Below are 13,388 nucleotides of genomic sequence, written 5' to 3'. Positions count from 1 at the left end.
CCTCCCGGGCGGGTAGTCTCGCCACTCGTGCAACGGTTCACTCAGGGTTTCTACGGCTACGTCGTCGCGATGGCCGTCTGCCTCGCCGGCGTCCTCGCCGTCCTGTTCTTCGCCCCGTACAGCACCACTCCGCACATCCCGAGGGTGGACTACTCGATCGACGTGGCGAACATGCGCCGCGCCGCGCCGTACCAGGTCTGGACGCCGGAGCCGGTGCCGGCGGGCTGGGTCCCCAACAGCTCCCGGATGACGGATGCCAAGGGCGTGGTGACCTGGCGGCTCGGCTTCGCCACGGCCGAGCAGAAGCACGCCATGCTCATCCAGAGCGACGAGGGACCCGCGGCGGAGTTCGCCAACCGGATGGCCAACAGCAACCAGGCCACCGGCACCGTCCAGATCGCCGGCGTGACCTGGGAGCAGCGCTACCGCGAGGACAAGAACCAGCGCTCGCTGGTACGGCTCCTGCCCGACACCACCCTCGTCGTCACCGGCACGGCCGAATGGGCCGAGCTGACCGCCCTGGCGACCTCCCTCAAGCAGCAGCCCAAGGGCGCCTCCGGTCCGACGCCCACGACCAGTCCGGCACCTGCGGCCAGCCCGGCCCCCACGGACTAGCCCGGCCGCCGGGGGCCGGTTCCCGGTCCTTCCCGGCGGCCACCGGAGGGCGGGGCCGTACGGCTCAGAAGGGCCGCTCTTCGCCGGGGTCGGCCTGCCCGCGCTTGGCCATGGCAGCCGCGAGCTTCACCCGGGCGCCCTGGAGCCACTCCTCGCAGAGCGCGGCCAGCTTCTCGCCCCGCTCCCAGAGCTCGATCGACTGCTCCAGGGTGAGCCCGCCCGCCTCGAGGCGGCGGACCACCTCGGTCAGCTCCTCGCGGGCCTGCTCGTACGACGGTGTCTTCTCCTCAGCCACGCACCAACCCTAGAGGGTGGGACGGACGGGACGGGTGGGAGAATGGGGTGATGAGCGTGCGCGGTGCGACCCCCGACGACATCCCCGAGCTGATCCGCCTCCGTCAGATCCTGGCCGACCGCATGGCCCAGGACGGCAACCTCCCGGTCGAGAGCCGCTGGCAGGAGGCCTACGCCGAGAGCCTGAGGGAACGCATCGACTCCTCCGACACGGCCGTCTACGTCGTGGACGCCACGGACGGCCGCCTGGCCGCCTGCGGGATCGGCCTCATCTTCGACCGGTTCCCGGGGCCGAGCCTGCCCAGCGGCAAATACGGCTACATCCAGGGCATGACCACCGACCCCGGCCACCGGCGCCGGGGGCACAGCCGGGCCATCATGGGCGCGCTCATGGACTGGTACCGGGCGGAGGGCATCCGCAAGGTCGACCTGCACGCCACCTCCGACGGGGAACCGCTCTACCGGGAGTTCGGCTTCGTCGAGGACGGCTACCCCTCGCTCACGTGGCGGGATCTCTCCTGACCGGGATCTTCCCGTCGGGGAGGCGGACCGTGAGCTCGTCCCCGGGGGCGACCTCGGCCGCGCGCCGTACGACCTCGCCCGAGGGGCGCTGCACGATCGCGTAACCGCGTTCCAGGGTGGCGGCGGGGGAGAGGGCGACCAGACGGGCGTGCAGGTGCCCCAGGGAGTCCTGGGCGCGGTCCAGGGAGACGGTGAGCGAGCGCCGGGCCCGGTCCCGCAGTTGCTCGGCCTGCTCGGCCCTGCGCTCGATCTCCCGGACCGGGTCGGCGAGGGACGGCCGGGAACGCGTCGCGGCCAGCCAGGCCGTCTCGCGGTCCAGCCAGCCGGAGGCCACCCTGCGGCCCCGGTCGCGGAGCTGGCGGATGAGCGTGAGCTGTTCGCCCACGTCCGGCACGACCTTCTTGGCCGCGTCGGTGGGTGTGGAGGCCCGCACGTCGGCGACCAGGTCCAGCAGCGGGCTGTCCTGCTCGTGGCCGATCGCGCTGACCACCGGGGTGCGGCACGCGGCCACCGCCCGCACCAGCGCCTCGTCGGAGAAGGGCAGCAGGTCCTCCATCGATCCGCCGCCCCGCGCGATCACGATCACGTCGACCTCGGCGTCCGCGTCGAACTTCCGCAGCGCCTCGGTGACCTCGCCGACGGCGTACGGCCCCTGCACGGCGACCGGCTCGACCTTGAACCGCACGGCGGGCCAGCGTCGCCGCGAGTTCTCCAGCACGTCGCGCTCGGCCGCCGAGTCCCGGCCGCAGACCAGCCCGATCGTGGCGGGCAGGAACGGCAGGCGGCGCTTCCGGTCGGTGGCGAAGAGGCCCTCTGCGGCGAGCACCTGGCGCAACCGCTCCAGCCGGGCCAGCAGCTCGCCGACGCCGACCGGGCGCATCTCCAGCGCGGTGAACGCGAAGGAGCCCCGGTTGACCCAGAAGTCGGGCTTCAGGTTCATGACGACCCGGGCGCCGTCCACCGGCCGGGGAACGGTCGCCTCGTAGACTCCGCGCGGGCAGGTGACCCGGGCCGACACGTTGGCCACCGGGTCACGCAACGTCAGGAACACCGTGCCGCCGCGCGCGGTCAGCTCGGTGATCTGCCCCTCGGCCCATACGGTGCCGAGCTTGCCGATCCAGCCGCCGACCATCTGCAGCACGGTGCGGACCGGCAGCGGCTGCTCCGGTGTGGTCTTCGCGCTCATGCCGAAGACCATACGCGCAGGCTCCGGCTATTCGGCGCCCTCCAGCTTGGCCAGCCGGTTCTCGTACATGCGCACGACCTCGGGCCGGGCCGCGGTGGCCTGCTCGTAGGCGATCAGATCCTTGATCTGCTCGGCGCTCTTGCCGCGCATCCGGGCACGGAGCGAGGCGACGGTGAGGTCGGCGTAACCGGGCAGCGGCTCGGCGGGCACGGCCGCGCCCCCGGCCTTGGCGGTCTTCGTGGTCTTGGCGGCTTCGGCGGTCCCCGTCTCGGTCCCCGTCTCGGTCACGGCGGCCTTCGGCTTGGCCGCCTTGGCCGCCTTGGCGGTCTTCGGCGCGGCCTTCGGCTTGGCGGGTTCCGCGGCCTTCGGCCTGGCGGTCCTCGGCTTGGCGGGCTTGGTCTTCACGACCTCGACCGCGGCGGCGTCGGCCGTCTCCGGCTTGGCGACCTCGACCTCGGCCACCGCGACCTCCACGGCGGCGGGCTCGGCGATCCCGGCCTCCGGTTCGGCGGCGGCGCCGGGCCTGACGACGGCTTCGGGCGTGACGGCGGTCTCCAGCCCGGCGGCCTTCACGGTCTCCGGCTCGGTCTCATCGGCCGCGGCCGCGTCCCCGGCCTTGGCGGTCTCGGGCGCGGCGGCCTTGGACTCAGTGGTCTCGGGCGCGGTGGTCTCGGGCGCGGTGGCCTTGGGCGCGGTGGCCTTGGTCTCGGCGGTCTTGGACTTGGCCGGGGCGAAGATGACCGGCTCCGGCCGGGTCTTGGACCCGTTGGCCGAGATCTCGGCCTTGGCGGCGGCCTCGGGTGCGGCTTCGGCGGAGGTCTCGGCGTCCCCGGTCTTGGCGGCCTTGGACTCAGTGGTCTCGGGCGCGGTGGCCTTGGACTTGGCCGGGGCGAAGATGACCGGCTCGCGCCTGGCCGGCTTCTCCTCGGCCGGCTTCTCCGCCTCCTCGCCGGACTTCTTCCCGGTCTCGCCCAGTTGGTCGGCGGCGGTGGGGCGCGTCTCGTCGAGGGCCTCGTCGTTGCCGCCGAGGCGCTTGATCCGGCTGCGGACCCGGTCGCCGAGCAGCAGCGCCTGGCCGACCCCGCTCAGCGTGGCCTGCAGCATGTGGAGCGGTAGGTCCTTGGCCTTCCCCGCGATGGTACGGAAGAGATCGGGGACTGACATTTCGTCTCCCTGGGAGGTCTGTATTGGACGTATAGTCTGGCAAGATCAGGGCTTGCGAGGTCAAGGGGCACATGAGCGGACCCCATGGGCACTCCACGTAGCATAAGAACATGACTTCAAAGACCCGCGCGACCCGTCGTGTACTTGTGGCGAAGCCCCGCGGTTACTGCGCGGGAGTCGACCGGGCCGTCCAGGCCGTCGAGAAGGCTCTGGAGCAGTACGGCGCACCGATCTACGTCCGCAAGCAGATCGTCCACAACACCCATGTGGTGAAGACGCTGGAGGAGCGCGGGGCAATCTTCGTCGAGGAGACCGAGCAGGTCCCCGAGGGCGCCATCGTAGTCTTCTCCGCGCACGGGGTTTCCCCGGCCGTCCACCAGGAGGCCGCCCGGCGCAGCCTGAAGACGATCGACGCCACCTGCCCGCTGGTCACCAAGGTCCACAACGAGGCCAAGCGTTTCGCCTCCCAGGACTACGACATCCTGCTCATCGGGCACGAGGGTCACGAGGAGGTCGAGGGCACCGCGGGCGAGGCGCCCGACCACATCCGGCTCGTGGACGGCCTCGACGCGGTGGGCTCCGTCCAGGTCAAGGACCCCGACCGGCTGGTGTGGCTCTCGCAGACCACCCTCTCGGTGGACGAGACGGTCGAGACGGTCTCCCGGCTCAAGGAGCGCTTCCCGAACCTGCTCGACCCGCCGAGCGACGACATCTGCTACGCCACCCAGAACCGCCAGGTCGCGGTGAAGGAGATCGCCGCCGAGGCCCAGCTGGTCATCGTCGTCGGCTCGGAGAACTCCTCCAACTCCAAGCGCCTGGTCGAGGTCGCCCTCGACCACGGGGCCGACGCCTCCTATCTGGTCGACAACGCCTCCTTCATCAAGGACGAGTGGCTCGACGGCGTCACCACCGTCGGCGTCACCAGCGGGGCCTCGGTCCCCGACGAGCTGGTCGCCGACGTCCTGTCCCGCCTCGCCGAGCACGGCTTCGCCGACGTCGAGGAGGTCCACTCCGTCGAGGAGAACGTGCGCTTCGCCCTTCCCCACGAGCTCCGCAAGGACCTGCGGGCCACCGTCTGACCGGGCCCCTCACGCCGTCCGGCGCCGCCGCCCGCTTCGCCGTACGGCGAAGCGGGGTGGGGGCGGGGCTACTGGCCCTCGCGGGGCGTGCCGTAGATCCGGGGCTCGAAATAGCCCTCCGGCTCGGGAGCGAACTCCGAGTCGTCGCCGTTCCTCGGGCGGGGCACGGGGGTGGGGCCCGCGGTGCGGATCTCCTCCCGCAGTTCGCGGACGCACCGGGTCAGTCCGCGCCGCCAGGCGATGAGCAGGACCAGCGCCGAGCCGGCGAACAGCCACGGGGCTCCGCCGGACAGCGCCGTGAACATGCCCAGGCCGAAGGCCTGGACCGGCGAGGGCGCGACCAGGGCCCGGAACGTCTCGACGGTCACGGTGGCCGAGAAGAAGACCAGGGGCGGGGAGACCACCAGCGAGAGCAGGTCACGCGGGTTCACCAGGAGGACCGCGCCCACGCAGCCGGCCACGAAGGCCAGGCCGACCAGAGCCGGAAGCCCGAACAGGGCGTGCAGCAGGCTCCCCGACAGCGTGACCGCCAGCACGAACGCCACCGCGCCCCGTGCGGTCAGCCGGATGCCGGATTCCCGGTTCCGCTCACTCATGCGATCACCTCGCCAGTCGCCCCCCTCGAACCCGCCTCCGGCTTCCGGTGTCCGGCTCCCCCCGGCTTCGGGAAACACCTTTCATGGCAGGTCATTGGCCAACTTACCGTTCAACCGGGAGATGGGGGACGAGCTTGACTCCTCTTCTCCCAGCAATTCGGGCGAGGTGAGGGCGCGGGGCAGCTCCTCGACCGCAGAGGGGCCGTCGAGCTCGGCCTCGACCAGGCCCAGGTCGTTCAGTTTCCGGGCGCTCACCAGCACCCGCGTCTCCAGGGAACCGACCGTCCGGTTGTAGGACTCGACGGTCCGGCTCAGTGAGCGGCCCATCGCCTCCATGTTCCGCCCCATGGTGCCCAGCCGCTCGTAGAGCTCCTTGCCGAGCTCGAAGACGGCGCGGGCGTTCTCGCCGAGCGCGGCCTGCTGCCAGGCGTACTGCGCGGTGCGGAGCATGGTGATCAGCGTGGTCGGGGTGGCGATGTGGACCCGGCGGCGCATCGCGTGCTCCAGCAGGCCGGGGTCGCGTTCCAGCGCGGGGGCGAGGAAGGCCTCTCCCGGGATGAAGAGGACGACGAACTCCGGGGCCGGGGTGAACGCCTGCCAGTAGGCCTTCGCGGCCAGCCGGTCCACGTGCTCGCGCACGTGCCGGGCGTGGGAGTCGAGCCGTTCGGACCTGTGGTCGGGGTCGGCGGACTCGGCCGCCTCCAGGTAGGCGGCCAGGGAGACCTTGGAGTCGACCACGATGTTCTTGCCGCCCGCGAGCCGTACGACCATGTCGGGGCGGAGCGTCCCGTCGGCGGTGGACGCGCTCGCCTGCTCGTCGAAGTCGCAGAAGCGCTGCATCCCGGCGATCTCGGCGACCCTGCGGAGCTGGAGCTCGCCCCACCGGCCCTGGGCGTCGGGCCGCTGCAGGGCTCGGACCAGGGCGGTCGTCTGCGTGCGGAGCCGGTCGTTGCTCTCCCGGACGATGTCGATGTGCTTGGTCAGCTCGGCGTGGGCCGCGCGCTGGCCCGCCTGCGTGTCGCGCAGCTGCGCCTCGACCCGGGCCAGGGTGTCCTTGAGCGGCTCGATCAGGTGCTCGACGGCCTGTTTGCGCTGCTCCAGCTCCCCGGCCGCCTCGGCGCGCCCGGCGGCCATCCGGGTCTCGGCCAGCTCCAGGAAGCGCAGATTGTTGACGTCGAGCGCGCGGGCCGACAGCGCCTGGAACCGCTCGGCGAGCTGCCCCTCGACATAGGCGACCTTCTCCTCGGCGGCCTTGGCGCGGGCCTCGGCCTCGGCCAGGCGGACGACGGCGTCCGAGGCTCCGGCCGCGGCGCGCGCCCGGCCCAGCAGGAACCCGATCGCGAGCCCCGCGGCGAGTCCGACGGCGAGCTGGAAGACGAGTGCCATGACGTCCATTCCCCGCATGATCCCAGGCCCGGACGGTCCCGGCGGCCCGACACGCCTTCGAACCGGCTGCCCTATTCCACTTGTGCTCAAGCATCCTGTCACTCAAAGTTCTGTATTGAACACGGAAAGTGGGGGATCTGCGGTGAGCGCACGCAGCTTGGGGTCTAAGGCGGTGCCGGCGCTGGGGGTGACGGCCGTGGTCACGGTGGTCGTGGTGGCGGTGACGGGGGTGTTCATCGCCGGGCGTGCCGATCCGAAGCCTGCGGAGGTGTGGGTGAAGGAGGCCGCCTCGGTCCGGCTCGCCTGGAAGAAGGACGCCTGCATCGGCAGGGACGGCTCGGTCTTCCGGCTGGTGGCCTGCGAGGATGCCGACGGGAGGGTCGTCGCCGTGGTCGGCGACCGCCCGGCGGACTGCCCCCGTGAGACCGACGAGCTCGTCAGGATCAAGGTCGTGCCGGTGGACGGCCGCACGGCCCTGGAGCCGATCCCCCACCGCCGTCAGGCCGGCCGTACGGCGTGCGTGCGCAACTTCTGGCAGCCGCACCCCGGGGACCCGGGGAAGGGCGGAGGGGTGTTGCGCGCCGGCGACTGCCTGGCCCTGCGCGGCGGAGAGCTGCCCTGCTCCACGGAGGGGTGGTACGGCAGGGTGCTGGCCGTGCTGGACCGTCCGGCGGAGTGCCCGAAGCGCGCGCTCGACGCGCTCATCGTCGACGACCGGACGATCGCGTGCCTGGGGAAGGGGGGTCGGATGCTCGCCGTGGGGGACTGCGTGGTCAGGCCCGGAGGGCGCAAGGTGAGCCGCGAGGCGCTCGCCAGGACGTCGTGCGGCTCCTCCCGTGCCTGGGCGGAGGTGACGGGCAGGGTCATCTCCCGCGGACGCTGCCCCGAGGGCTCGGACCGCTACCTGAAGGTGCGTGAGCCGGGACTTCGGCGTCCCGTGACCTGCCTGCGGCGAGTGGCACTTCGCAACTCCCCGTAAACTCGGGTCACGTGAGCCTGAGCATCGGTATCGTCGGACTGCCCAACGTCGGCAAGTCCACGCTTTTCAACGCGCTGACCAAGACCGCCAACGCACTGGCGGCGAACTACCCGTTCGCCACCATCGAGCCCAACGTGGGCATCGTCGGCGTGCCCGACGCGCGCCTGGAGAAGCTGGCCGAGATCTTCGGCTCCGCCAAGATCCTGCCGGCGAAGGTCGAGTTCGTCGACATCGCCGGGCTGGTCAAGGGGGCCTCCGAAGGGCAGGGCCGGGGCAACCAGTTCCTCGCCAACATCCGCGAGACCGACGCGATCTGCCAGGTCATCCGGGTCTTCAGCGACCCGGACGTGACCCACGTGGACGGCGCGGTCGCCCCCGAGCGCGACATCGAGACGATCAACACCGAGCTGATCCTCGCCGACCTGCAGACCCTGGAGAAGGCGATCCCGCGCCTGCAGAAGGAGGCCCGGACCAACAAGGACCGCAAGGCCGCGCTGGACGCCGCGGAGGCGGCGGTCAAGCTCCTCGACGGCGGCACGACGCTGTACGCCGGGGCCAAGGGCGCGGGGATCGACCCGGCGGACCTGCGCGACCTGCACCTGCTGACCGCCAAGCCGTTCCTGTACGCCTTCAACCTCGACGCCGACGAGCTGGTCGACACGGAGCTGCGGGAGAGGCTGTCGGCGCTCGTCGCCCCGGCCGAGGCCGTCTTCCTGGACGCCAAGATCGAGTCCGAGCTGGTCGAGCTCTCCGATGAGGAGGCGCTGGAGCTCCTCCAGTCCGTCGGCCAGGAGGAGTCCGGCCTGGCGCAGCTCGCCCGGGTCGGGTTCGAGACCCTCGGCCTGCAGACCTACCTGACGGCCGGCCCCAAGGAGACGCGCGCCTGGACGATCCGCAAGGGCGCGACCGCTCCGGAGGCGGCCGGGGTCATCCACACCGACTTCCAGCGCGGCTTCATCAAGGCCGAGATCGTCTCCTTCGACGAGCTGGTGGAGGCGGGCTCCATCGCCGCGGCCCGGCAGGCGGGCAAGGCGCGCATCGAGGGCAAGGACTACGTGATGCGCGACGGTGACGTGGTGGAGTTCCGCTTCAACGTCTGACGTGCTCCCGGGAACGGGCGCGGCCGAGTCGGCCGCGCCCGTTCTTCGCGTTGTGACGCCGGGTCATGACCGTTCCCGGCCAAAGGGGCAGGTCGCGACAGTCCCGGCGCTTTACCGATACCAAGGGGTGGCGTTTGGGTAACCGGAGCCCGCGCTGGCCAGGTGTAACACGCGGCCTTCCGCCGTTGCGGGGCCGATGCCCGGCCTCAGATCCGGTTTGCTCAGGGAAGACGATGCCTGCAGCATGGGCGTGGTTTTCCTGGAACAATCAGCAAGGCGGTTAAGGTAATCACTTCACCATGGCTAACGGGATCGGGAGTAATACGACACCGCGCCAGCCGGGGGAATCGGCGCGAGCGGAGGCGTGATGGTTCGGAGGTCAACCGTCCAGCAGGACCCGCGGATCGCTGGCGACCCTGATCTTTCGGCATACCCAGAAGCGTTCGACGATCCCGAGCCCGGGCGTGCTCCCGCGCGCGGTCGGGGGGTGCCGCGCCGAGGCCGGTGGTCCGGAGGGGGCGGGCGCTGGCTGGTGTGGACCGGCCGTGCCGTTCTCTGGGCGTTAATTATAGTTATCGTGGTAAATGGGGTTCGTGCACCTTTTGAGCGATTTACTCGGCAGAGTACGACGGGCCAGCCCGCCTCCACCCCCACCGACCTGGGATTTCCGGTAACGCAGGGCACCTCTTTCGCCAGCCAGTTCGCCGCCGTCTATCTGAATTTCGACGCCGTACGCCTCTCCGAGCGGGCCGGACGGCTGGCGCCCTTCCTGCCCGACGGGGCCGATCAGCAGTTCGGCTGGGACGGCCTCGGCAGGATGAGCGCCGGGGCGATCCAGCCGTACGGCATCGAGGTCACCGATGCCGAGAACGCCGTCGTGACGCTGATGTTCCAGGCGGGCAACCGCCGGCAGCTCCTGTCCGTGCCGATCTTCCATGACAGCCGGACGGGGAGACTCGTCGTCTCCGGTCGTCCGGGCATCCTGCCGGCGCCGTCGTCGGCGGCCCTGCCCGCCCTGGCGGAGCCCGAGCGCGACAAGGCCGCGGAGCAGGAGCTGCGCACGCCCATGGCCAACTTCTTCAAGGCCTACGCCGCGAGCGACGCCGCCTCCCTGCAGCAGTACGCCGCCGACGGGGTCACCCTGGAGGGGTTCGGCGGCGCGTTCACCTTCGTGGAGCTCAAGGAACTGGTCGTGCCCCTCCCCGCCGGGACGACCAGGAAGGTCACCGCCACGGTCGTGTGGGGTGTGCCCACCGGGGCGGCGCCGTCCGCGGAACCCGCCTCCGGCGACCCCGGCGACATGAGCGGGAAGCTGGAACAGTCGTACGTCCTCACCGTGGTCGAGCAGGGCGGCAAATGGTTCGTCAAGAGCATCGGCGGCGCGGGACGGTCCGTGGGGTGACGCATGATCGAACGGTGCCAGTCCACAGCGAACAGAGCCCCCCTGATCGACGGGCCGGCGGCGCGGCCGTCGCGGGCGCCCCGCCCGCGACCGGTCGCCCGGCATCCGCGATCATGAGCACGGAGGACGAGAAGTGACCCTGAAGACCATCCTGCTGAGCGTGATCGACCTCGCGCAGCAACAGCCGACCGGCCAGCCCACCGCCCCGCCGGCCGGCGTGAACACCGAGGGCCTGGCCGACTTCCTCCGCCGCTTCTTCGCCCCCCTCTTCCTCGTCATCGTCTCGGTGGTGGCCCTGTTCTTCCTGTTCACCCGGGAGATCACCCGGTTCGTGCAGTTCATCATCCTGGCCATCGCCATCGGTGTGATCTTCTATGTGCCCAACATCATCGAGGTGACGGCCAAGGCGATCGCGGGAGCCCTGGGGATCACCGGAAGCTGAGATCGCAGAACACGGACAGAGAGCGAGAGGTGGAGAGGAGGACGCGTGGACCTGCCCACATATACCAATATCTGGCGCATTGAGAAGCGGCTCTACAAGCTGTACGATCTACGGCTGCCGATGCCGCTTCCGATTGTCTGGATCGGTGTGTTCGTGGGTGTGATCGCGCCCTGGTCGCTGCTGCTCGCGCTGGTCGGCCTGCCCTTCGACGCTCCATGGCACGTGGTCTACCTGGTGCCGCCCGGAGTGGTGACCTGGCTGTCCACCCGGCCGGTGATCGAGAGCAAGCGGCTCACCGAGCTGCTCCAGTCGCAGGCGCGTTACCTGGGTGAGCCGCGGACCTGGTGCCGGATGGCCCCCGCGGCGGAACCCGCGGAGATCACCTTGACCGGCCGGGTCTGGCGGGCCGCCCCCCAGCCGGCCGCGCAGGTACGCGTCAAGGCGGCCAGACGGGCCCGTCACGCCCAGCCCAAGCGGGCCACCGCCAAGCGCGTCCCCGTGTCTTCCCGGGCGGTCCGTCCCGCGGTGGCGGCCGCCGCCGCGGCGGCCGCCACCGCACCGGTCACCCGGGACCGGGCCGTCTGGGACGCGGCCCCCACCTCCCGCGCCGGAACCGCTCCGGCCCTGGGACAGGCGGTCCCGGCCATCGAGGCCCCACTGCCCGTCGAGAGGCCCGTGCCCGTCGCTCGGGTCGAACCGATCGCACCCGCCGATCCCGGACCTCCACCCGCCGAGCCTGAGACCGCTCCTGCGACGCCGGCCGGATCTGAGACCGCTCCTGCGACGCCCATCGAGCCCCAGGCGGCCTCCGCCGCATCGGCCGGGCAGGAGGACGCCCCCGCCGCGGACGCCGTCCCTGAGCGCGTCCCGGCGGCGTCGGCCGAAGCCGCTTCCGCCGTGCCGGCCGGGCCCGAGCCGGCCCCCGACCCCCCGCCCGCCGAGCGGGAGGCCGCCCAGGCCGGGCCCGCTCCCGTCACCTCGCCGTCCGGGGAGCCCGCGGAACAGGCCGCCCCCGGTACGGTCACACCACCGGAGAAGACCGGGGCGGAGAAGACCGGGGCGGAGAAGGCACGGACCGCGCGCGGCGCCCCGATCGACACCGAGGCCCTGCGCCGCCTCCGCAAGCTGGCCGTCTCCGCCGAGAGGGCCGCGGAGCCGGCGGAGCCCGCCGGGCAGCCCGAGCGGCCTCCCGCGCCGCGGATCATGCCGCAGTTCGTCGCGCCCGCCCCGACCGGACCGGGCACCACCGGGGTACGGGCCGATACGGACGAGGATCTCCGGGCCCAGCACCGGAAGGGCCAGCCGCCGCCGGCGGGGCAGCGGACCGGCGAGGACCGCGCGGAGCGGCGGTTCCCGGCGGCACGGGATGCGGGCACACGACCCGCGGAGCAGGCGTCCCCGCAGCGGCGCGACACAGGGGCGAGACCTGCGGAGCAGGCGTCCCCGGCGGGGCGGGGAACCGGCCGGGACGAGAAGGCGTGGCCGCCGGAGCGGCCGGCGATCGTCCCGGGGAACACCTCCGGGAACGTCTCGATCCGGGCCGTTCCCTCGGGTCCTGCGGCTCATGCCGATCCGGGGGTGCCGGTGCCCGGGCCGGGGCGGGACGAGGCCGGGCCCGCCCGGGAGGCCAGGGTCCGCAGGGTGGAGGCGGTCGTCGGCCGGGACTCCGAAGGAGGATGGCGGCGGTTGGCCCAGGTGGTGATGGGACCGGGGAGCGGAGGCCGTACGGACGGGTCGGAGATCGACGAGGCCCGGGCCCGGGGGGTCTTCAGCGGCAGCCGCCGAGTGATCGTCCTGGGGTGCACCGGCGGCGCCGGACAGACCACGACGGCTCTCATGCTCGGCCACACGCTCGCCCGCTACCGCGAGGACCGGGTGCTCGCGATCGACGCCGCCGCCGGGCCGCACTCCCTGTCCGGCCGGGTCCGGGGCGAGTCGCCCGAGACGCTGGGCTCCCTGCTGGCCGGCCTGGGCAACGTCCACGGTTACCTCGGCATGCGGGCCTACACCAGCCGCTGCGCCTCGGGCCTGGAGGTCCTGGCGGGCGACGCCGGTCCGGACGCCGAGCAGCGGCTGGCCGACCGCGCGCTCTTCTCCGACCAGCGGCTCGGCCAGGCCTTGGACGTGCTGGACCCGCACTACAAGCTGGTCGTGGTGGACCCCGCCGCGGCGCTCGCCGCGCGTTTCCTGCCCCATGCCGACCAGCTGGTCCTGGTCGTCCCGGCCAGCGAGGACGGGCCGGACGCGGTCGCGATGACCTACGAGTGGCTCGACGGGCACGGCTGCGCGCACCTGCGCCGGAGGGCGGTCATGGTCGTCAACGGCGTGAGCCGACGCAGCATGGCCGACGTGGAGCAGGCGGAGGCGGTCGCGCGCGGCAGGTGCCGGGCGATCGTCCGGGTGCCGTGGGAGGACGAGCTGGCTCCCGGCCGGTCCGACCGGGTGGAGCCGTCCCACCTGCGGGCGCCGGGGCGCCGGGCGTATCTCGCGCTGGCCGGGGTGGTGGTGTCCGGCTTCGGCGCGGCGCGGACGGCTCGGACGAGCGAGGAGGAAGTGGCCCAGTGATCTCCAGGGCGCGAGAAGACACGGAGGGGGCCGCCGGTGGGCACAGCGGCCGGAGGCC

General features: G+C 72.2%; 13 protein-coding genes. 8 read left to right on the top strand and 5 right to left on the bottom strand.

Translation table 11 applies throughout. From position 1 onward, the window contains the following. Nucleotides 1–27 precede the first annotated feature (27 nt). Nucleotides 28–615 (top strand): DUF4245 domain-containing protein, encoded by a 588-nt coding sequence (locus tag HS041_RS00125; protein ID WP_196438492.1) that lies wholly within the window; start codon nucleotides 28–30, stop codon nucleotides 613–615. A 64-nt stretch (nucleotides 616–679) separates the two neighbouring features. Here HS041_RS00125 and HS041_RS00120 read toward each other — a convergent pair whose 3' ends face one another. Beyond that, nucleotides 680–910 carry an exodeoxyribonuclease VII small subunit gene (locus HS041_RS00120; RefSeq protein WP_196438491.1) on the bottom strand — a complete coding sequence of 77 codons (231 nt, stop codon included), beginning with the start codon at nucleotides 908–910 and terminating at the stop codon, nucleotides 680–682. Nucleotides 911–960: 50 nt separating this feature from the next. Between HS041_RS00120 and HS041_RS00115 the strand changes: the two genes are divergently transcribed. Next, a complete protein-coding gene (locus HS041_RS00115) occupies nucleotides 961–1,431 on the top strand; it encodes a GNAT family N-acetyltransferase (RefSeq protein ID WP_196438490.1) in 471 nt (156 codons plus the stop codon). Here the strand turns inward: HS041_RS00115 and xseA are convergent. Both xseA and HS041_RS00105 read right to left on the bottom strand, forming a co-directional pair. Beyond that, entirely contained in the window at nucleotides 1,409–2,617 is a 1,209-nt protein-coding gene (xseA, locus tag HS041_RS00110; RefSeq protein ID WP_196438489.1) for an exodeoxyribonuclease VII large subunit, read from the bottom strand. The genes HS041_RS00115 and xseA overlap by 23 nt on opposite strands. Nucleotides 2,618–2,644: 27 nt before the next feature. Beyond that, entirely contained in the window at nucleotides 2,645–3,781 is a 1,137-nt protein-coding gene (locus HS041_RS00105; RefSeq protein ID WP_196438488.1) for a hypothetical protein, read from the bottom strand. A gap of 110 nt (nucleotides 3,782–3,891) precedes the next feature. On the opposite strand from HS041_RS00105, the gene HS041_RS00100 reads away from it, so the two are divergent. Beyond that, nucleotides 3,892–4,860 (top strand): 4-hydroxy-3-methylbut-2-enyl diphosphate reductase, encoded by a 969-nt coding sequence (locus HS041_RS00100; protein WP_196438487.1) that lies wholly within the window; start codon nucleotides 3,892–3,894, stop codon nucleotides 4,858–4,860. Between the two features lie 68 nt (nucleotides 4,861–4,928). Here HS041_RS00100 and HS041_RS00095 read toward each other — a convergent pair whose 3' ends face one another. Further along, entirely contained in the window at nucleotides 4,929–5,456 is a 528-nt protein-coding gene (locus HS041_RS00095) for a DUF6542 domain-containing protein (protein ID WP_196438486.1), read from the bottom strand. 81 nt (nucleotides 5,457–5,537) lie between these two features. Beyond that, nucleotides 5,538–6,851 (bottom strand): DNA recombination protein RmuC, encoded by a 1,314-nt coding sequence (locus HS041_RS00090; RefSeq protein ID WP_196438485.1) that lies wholly within the window; start codon nucleotides 6,849–6,851, stop codon nucleotides 5,538–5,540. Nucleotides 6,852–6,984: 133 nt separating this feature from the next. Here HS041_RS00090 and HS041_RS00085 point away from each other — a divergent pair, with 133 nt between their 5' ends. From HS041_RS00085 to HS041_RS00065, 5 genes are all read left to right on the top strand, one after another. Continuing rightward, a complete protein-coding gene (locus HS041_RS00085) occupies nucleotides 6,985–7,821 on the top strand; it encodes a hypothetical protein (RefSeq protein WP_196438484.1) in 837 nt (278 codons plus the stop codon). 11 nt (nucleotides 7,822–7,832) lie between these two features. Continuing rightward, the gene (gene ychF, locus HS041_RS00080; protein WP_196438483.1) at nucleotides 7,833–8,921 is read left to right on the top strand and encodes a redox-regulated ATPase YchF; all 1,089 of its coding nucleotides are present in this window, start codon (nucleotides 7,833–7,835) and stop codon (nucleotides 8,919–8,921) included. A 577-nt stretch (nucleotides 8,922–9,498) separates the two neighbouring features. Continuing rightward, a complete protein-coding gene (locus HS041_RS00075; protein ID WP_307845103.1) occupies nucleotides 9,499–10,323 on the top strand; it encodes a conjugal transfer protein in 825 nt (274 codons plus the stop codon). Nucleotides 10,324–10,486: 163 nt separating this feature from the next. Continuing rightward, nucleotides 10,487–10,765 (top strand): hypothetical protein, encoded by a 279-nt coding sequence (locus tag HS041_RS00070; RefSeq protein ID WP_196440683.1) that lies wholly within the window; start codon nucleotides 10,487–10,489, stop codon nucleotides 10,763–10,765. A gap of 45 nt (nucleotides 10,766–10,810) precedes the next feature. Then, the gene (locus HS041_RS00065) at nucleotides 10,811–13,330 is read left to right on the top strand and encodes a TcpE family conjugal transfer membrane protein (RefSeq protein ID WP_196438482.1); all 2,520 of its coding nucleotides are present in this window, start codon (nucleotides 10,811–10,813) and stop codon (nucleotides 13,328–13,330) included. The last annotated feature ends 58 nt before the right edge of the window (nucleotides 13,331–13,388 follow it).

This window comes from Planomonospora sp. ID67723 (assembly GCF_015711605.1).
GTDB lineage: Bacteria > Actinomycetota > Actinomycetes > Streptosporangiales > Streptosporangiaceae > Planomonospora_A.
Note: the sequence above shows the minus strand (reverse complement) of the source record. Positions and strands in the feature narration are given on the sequence as shown.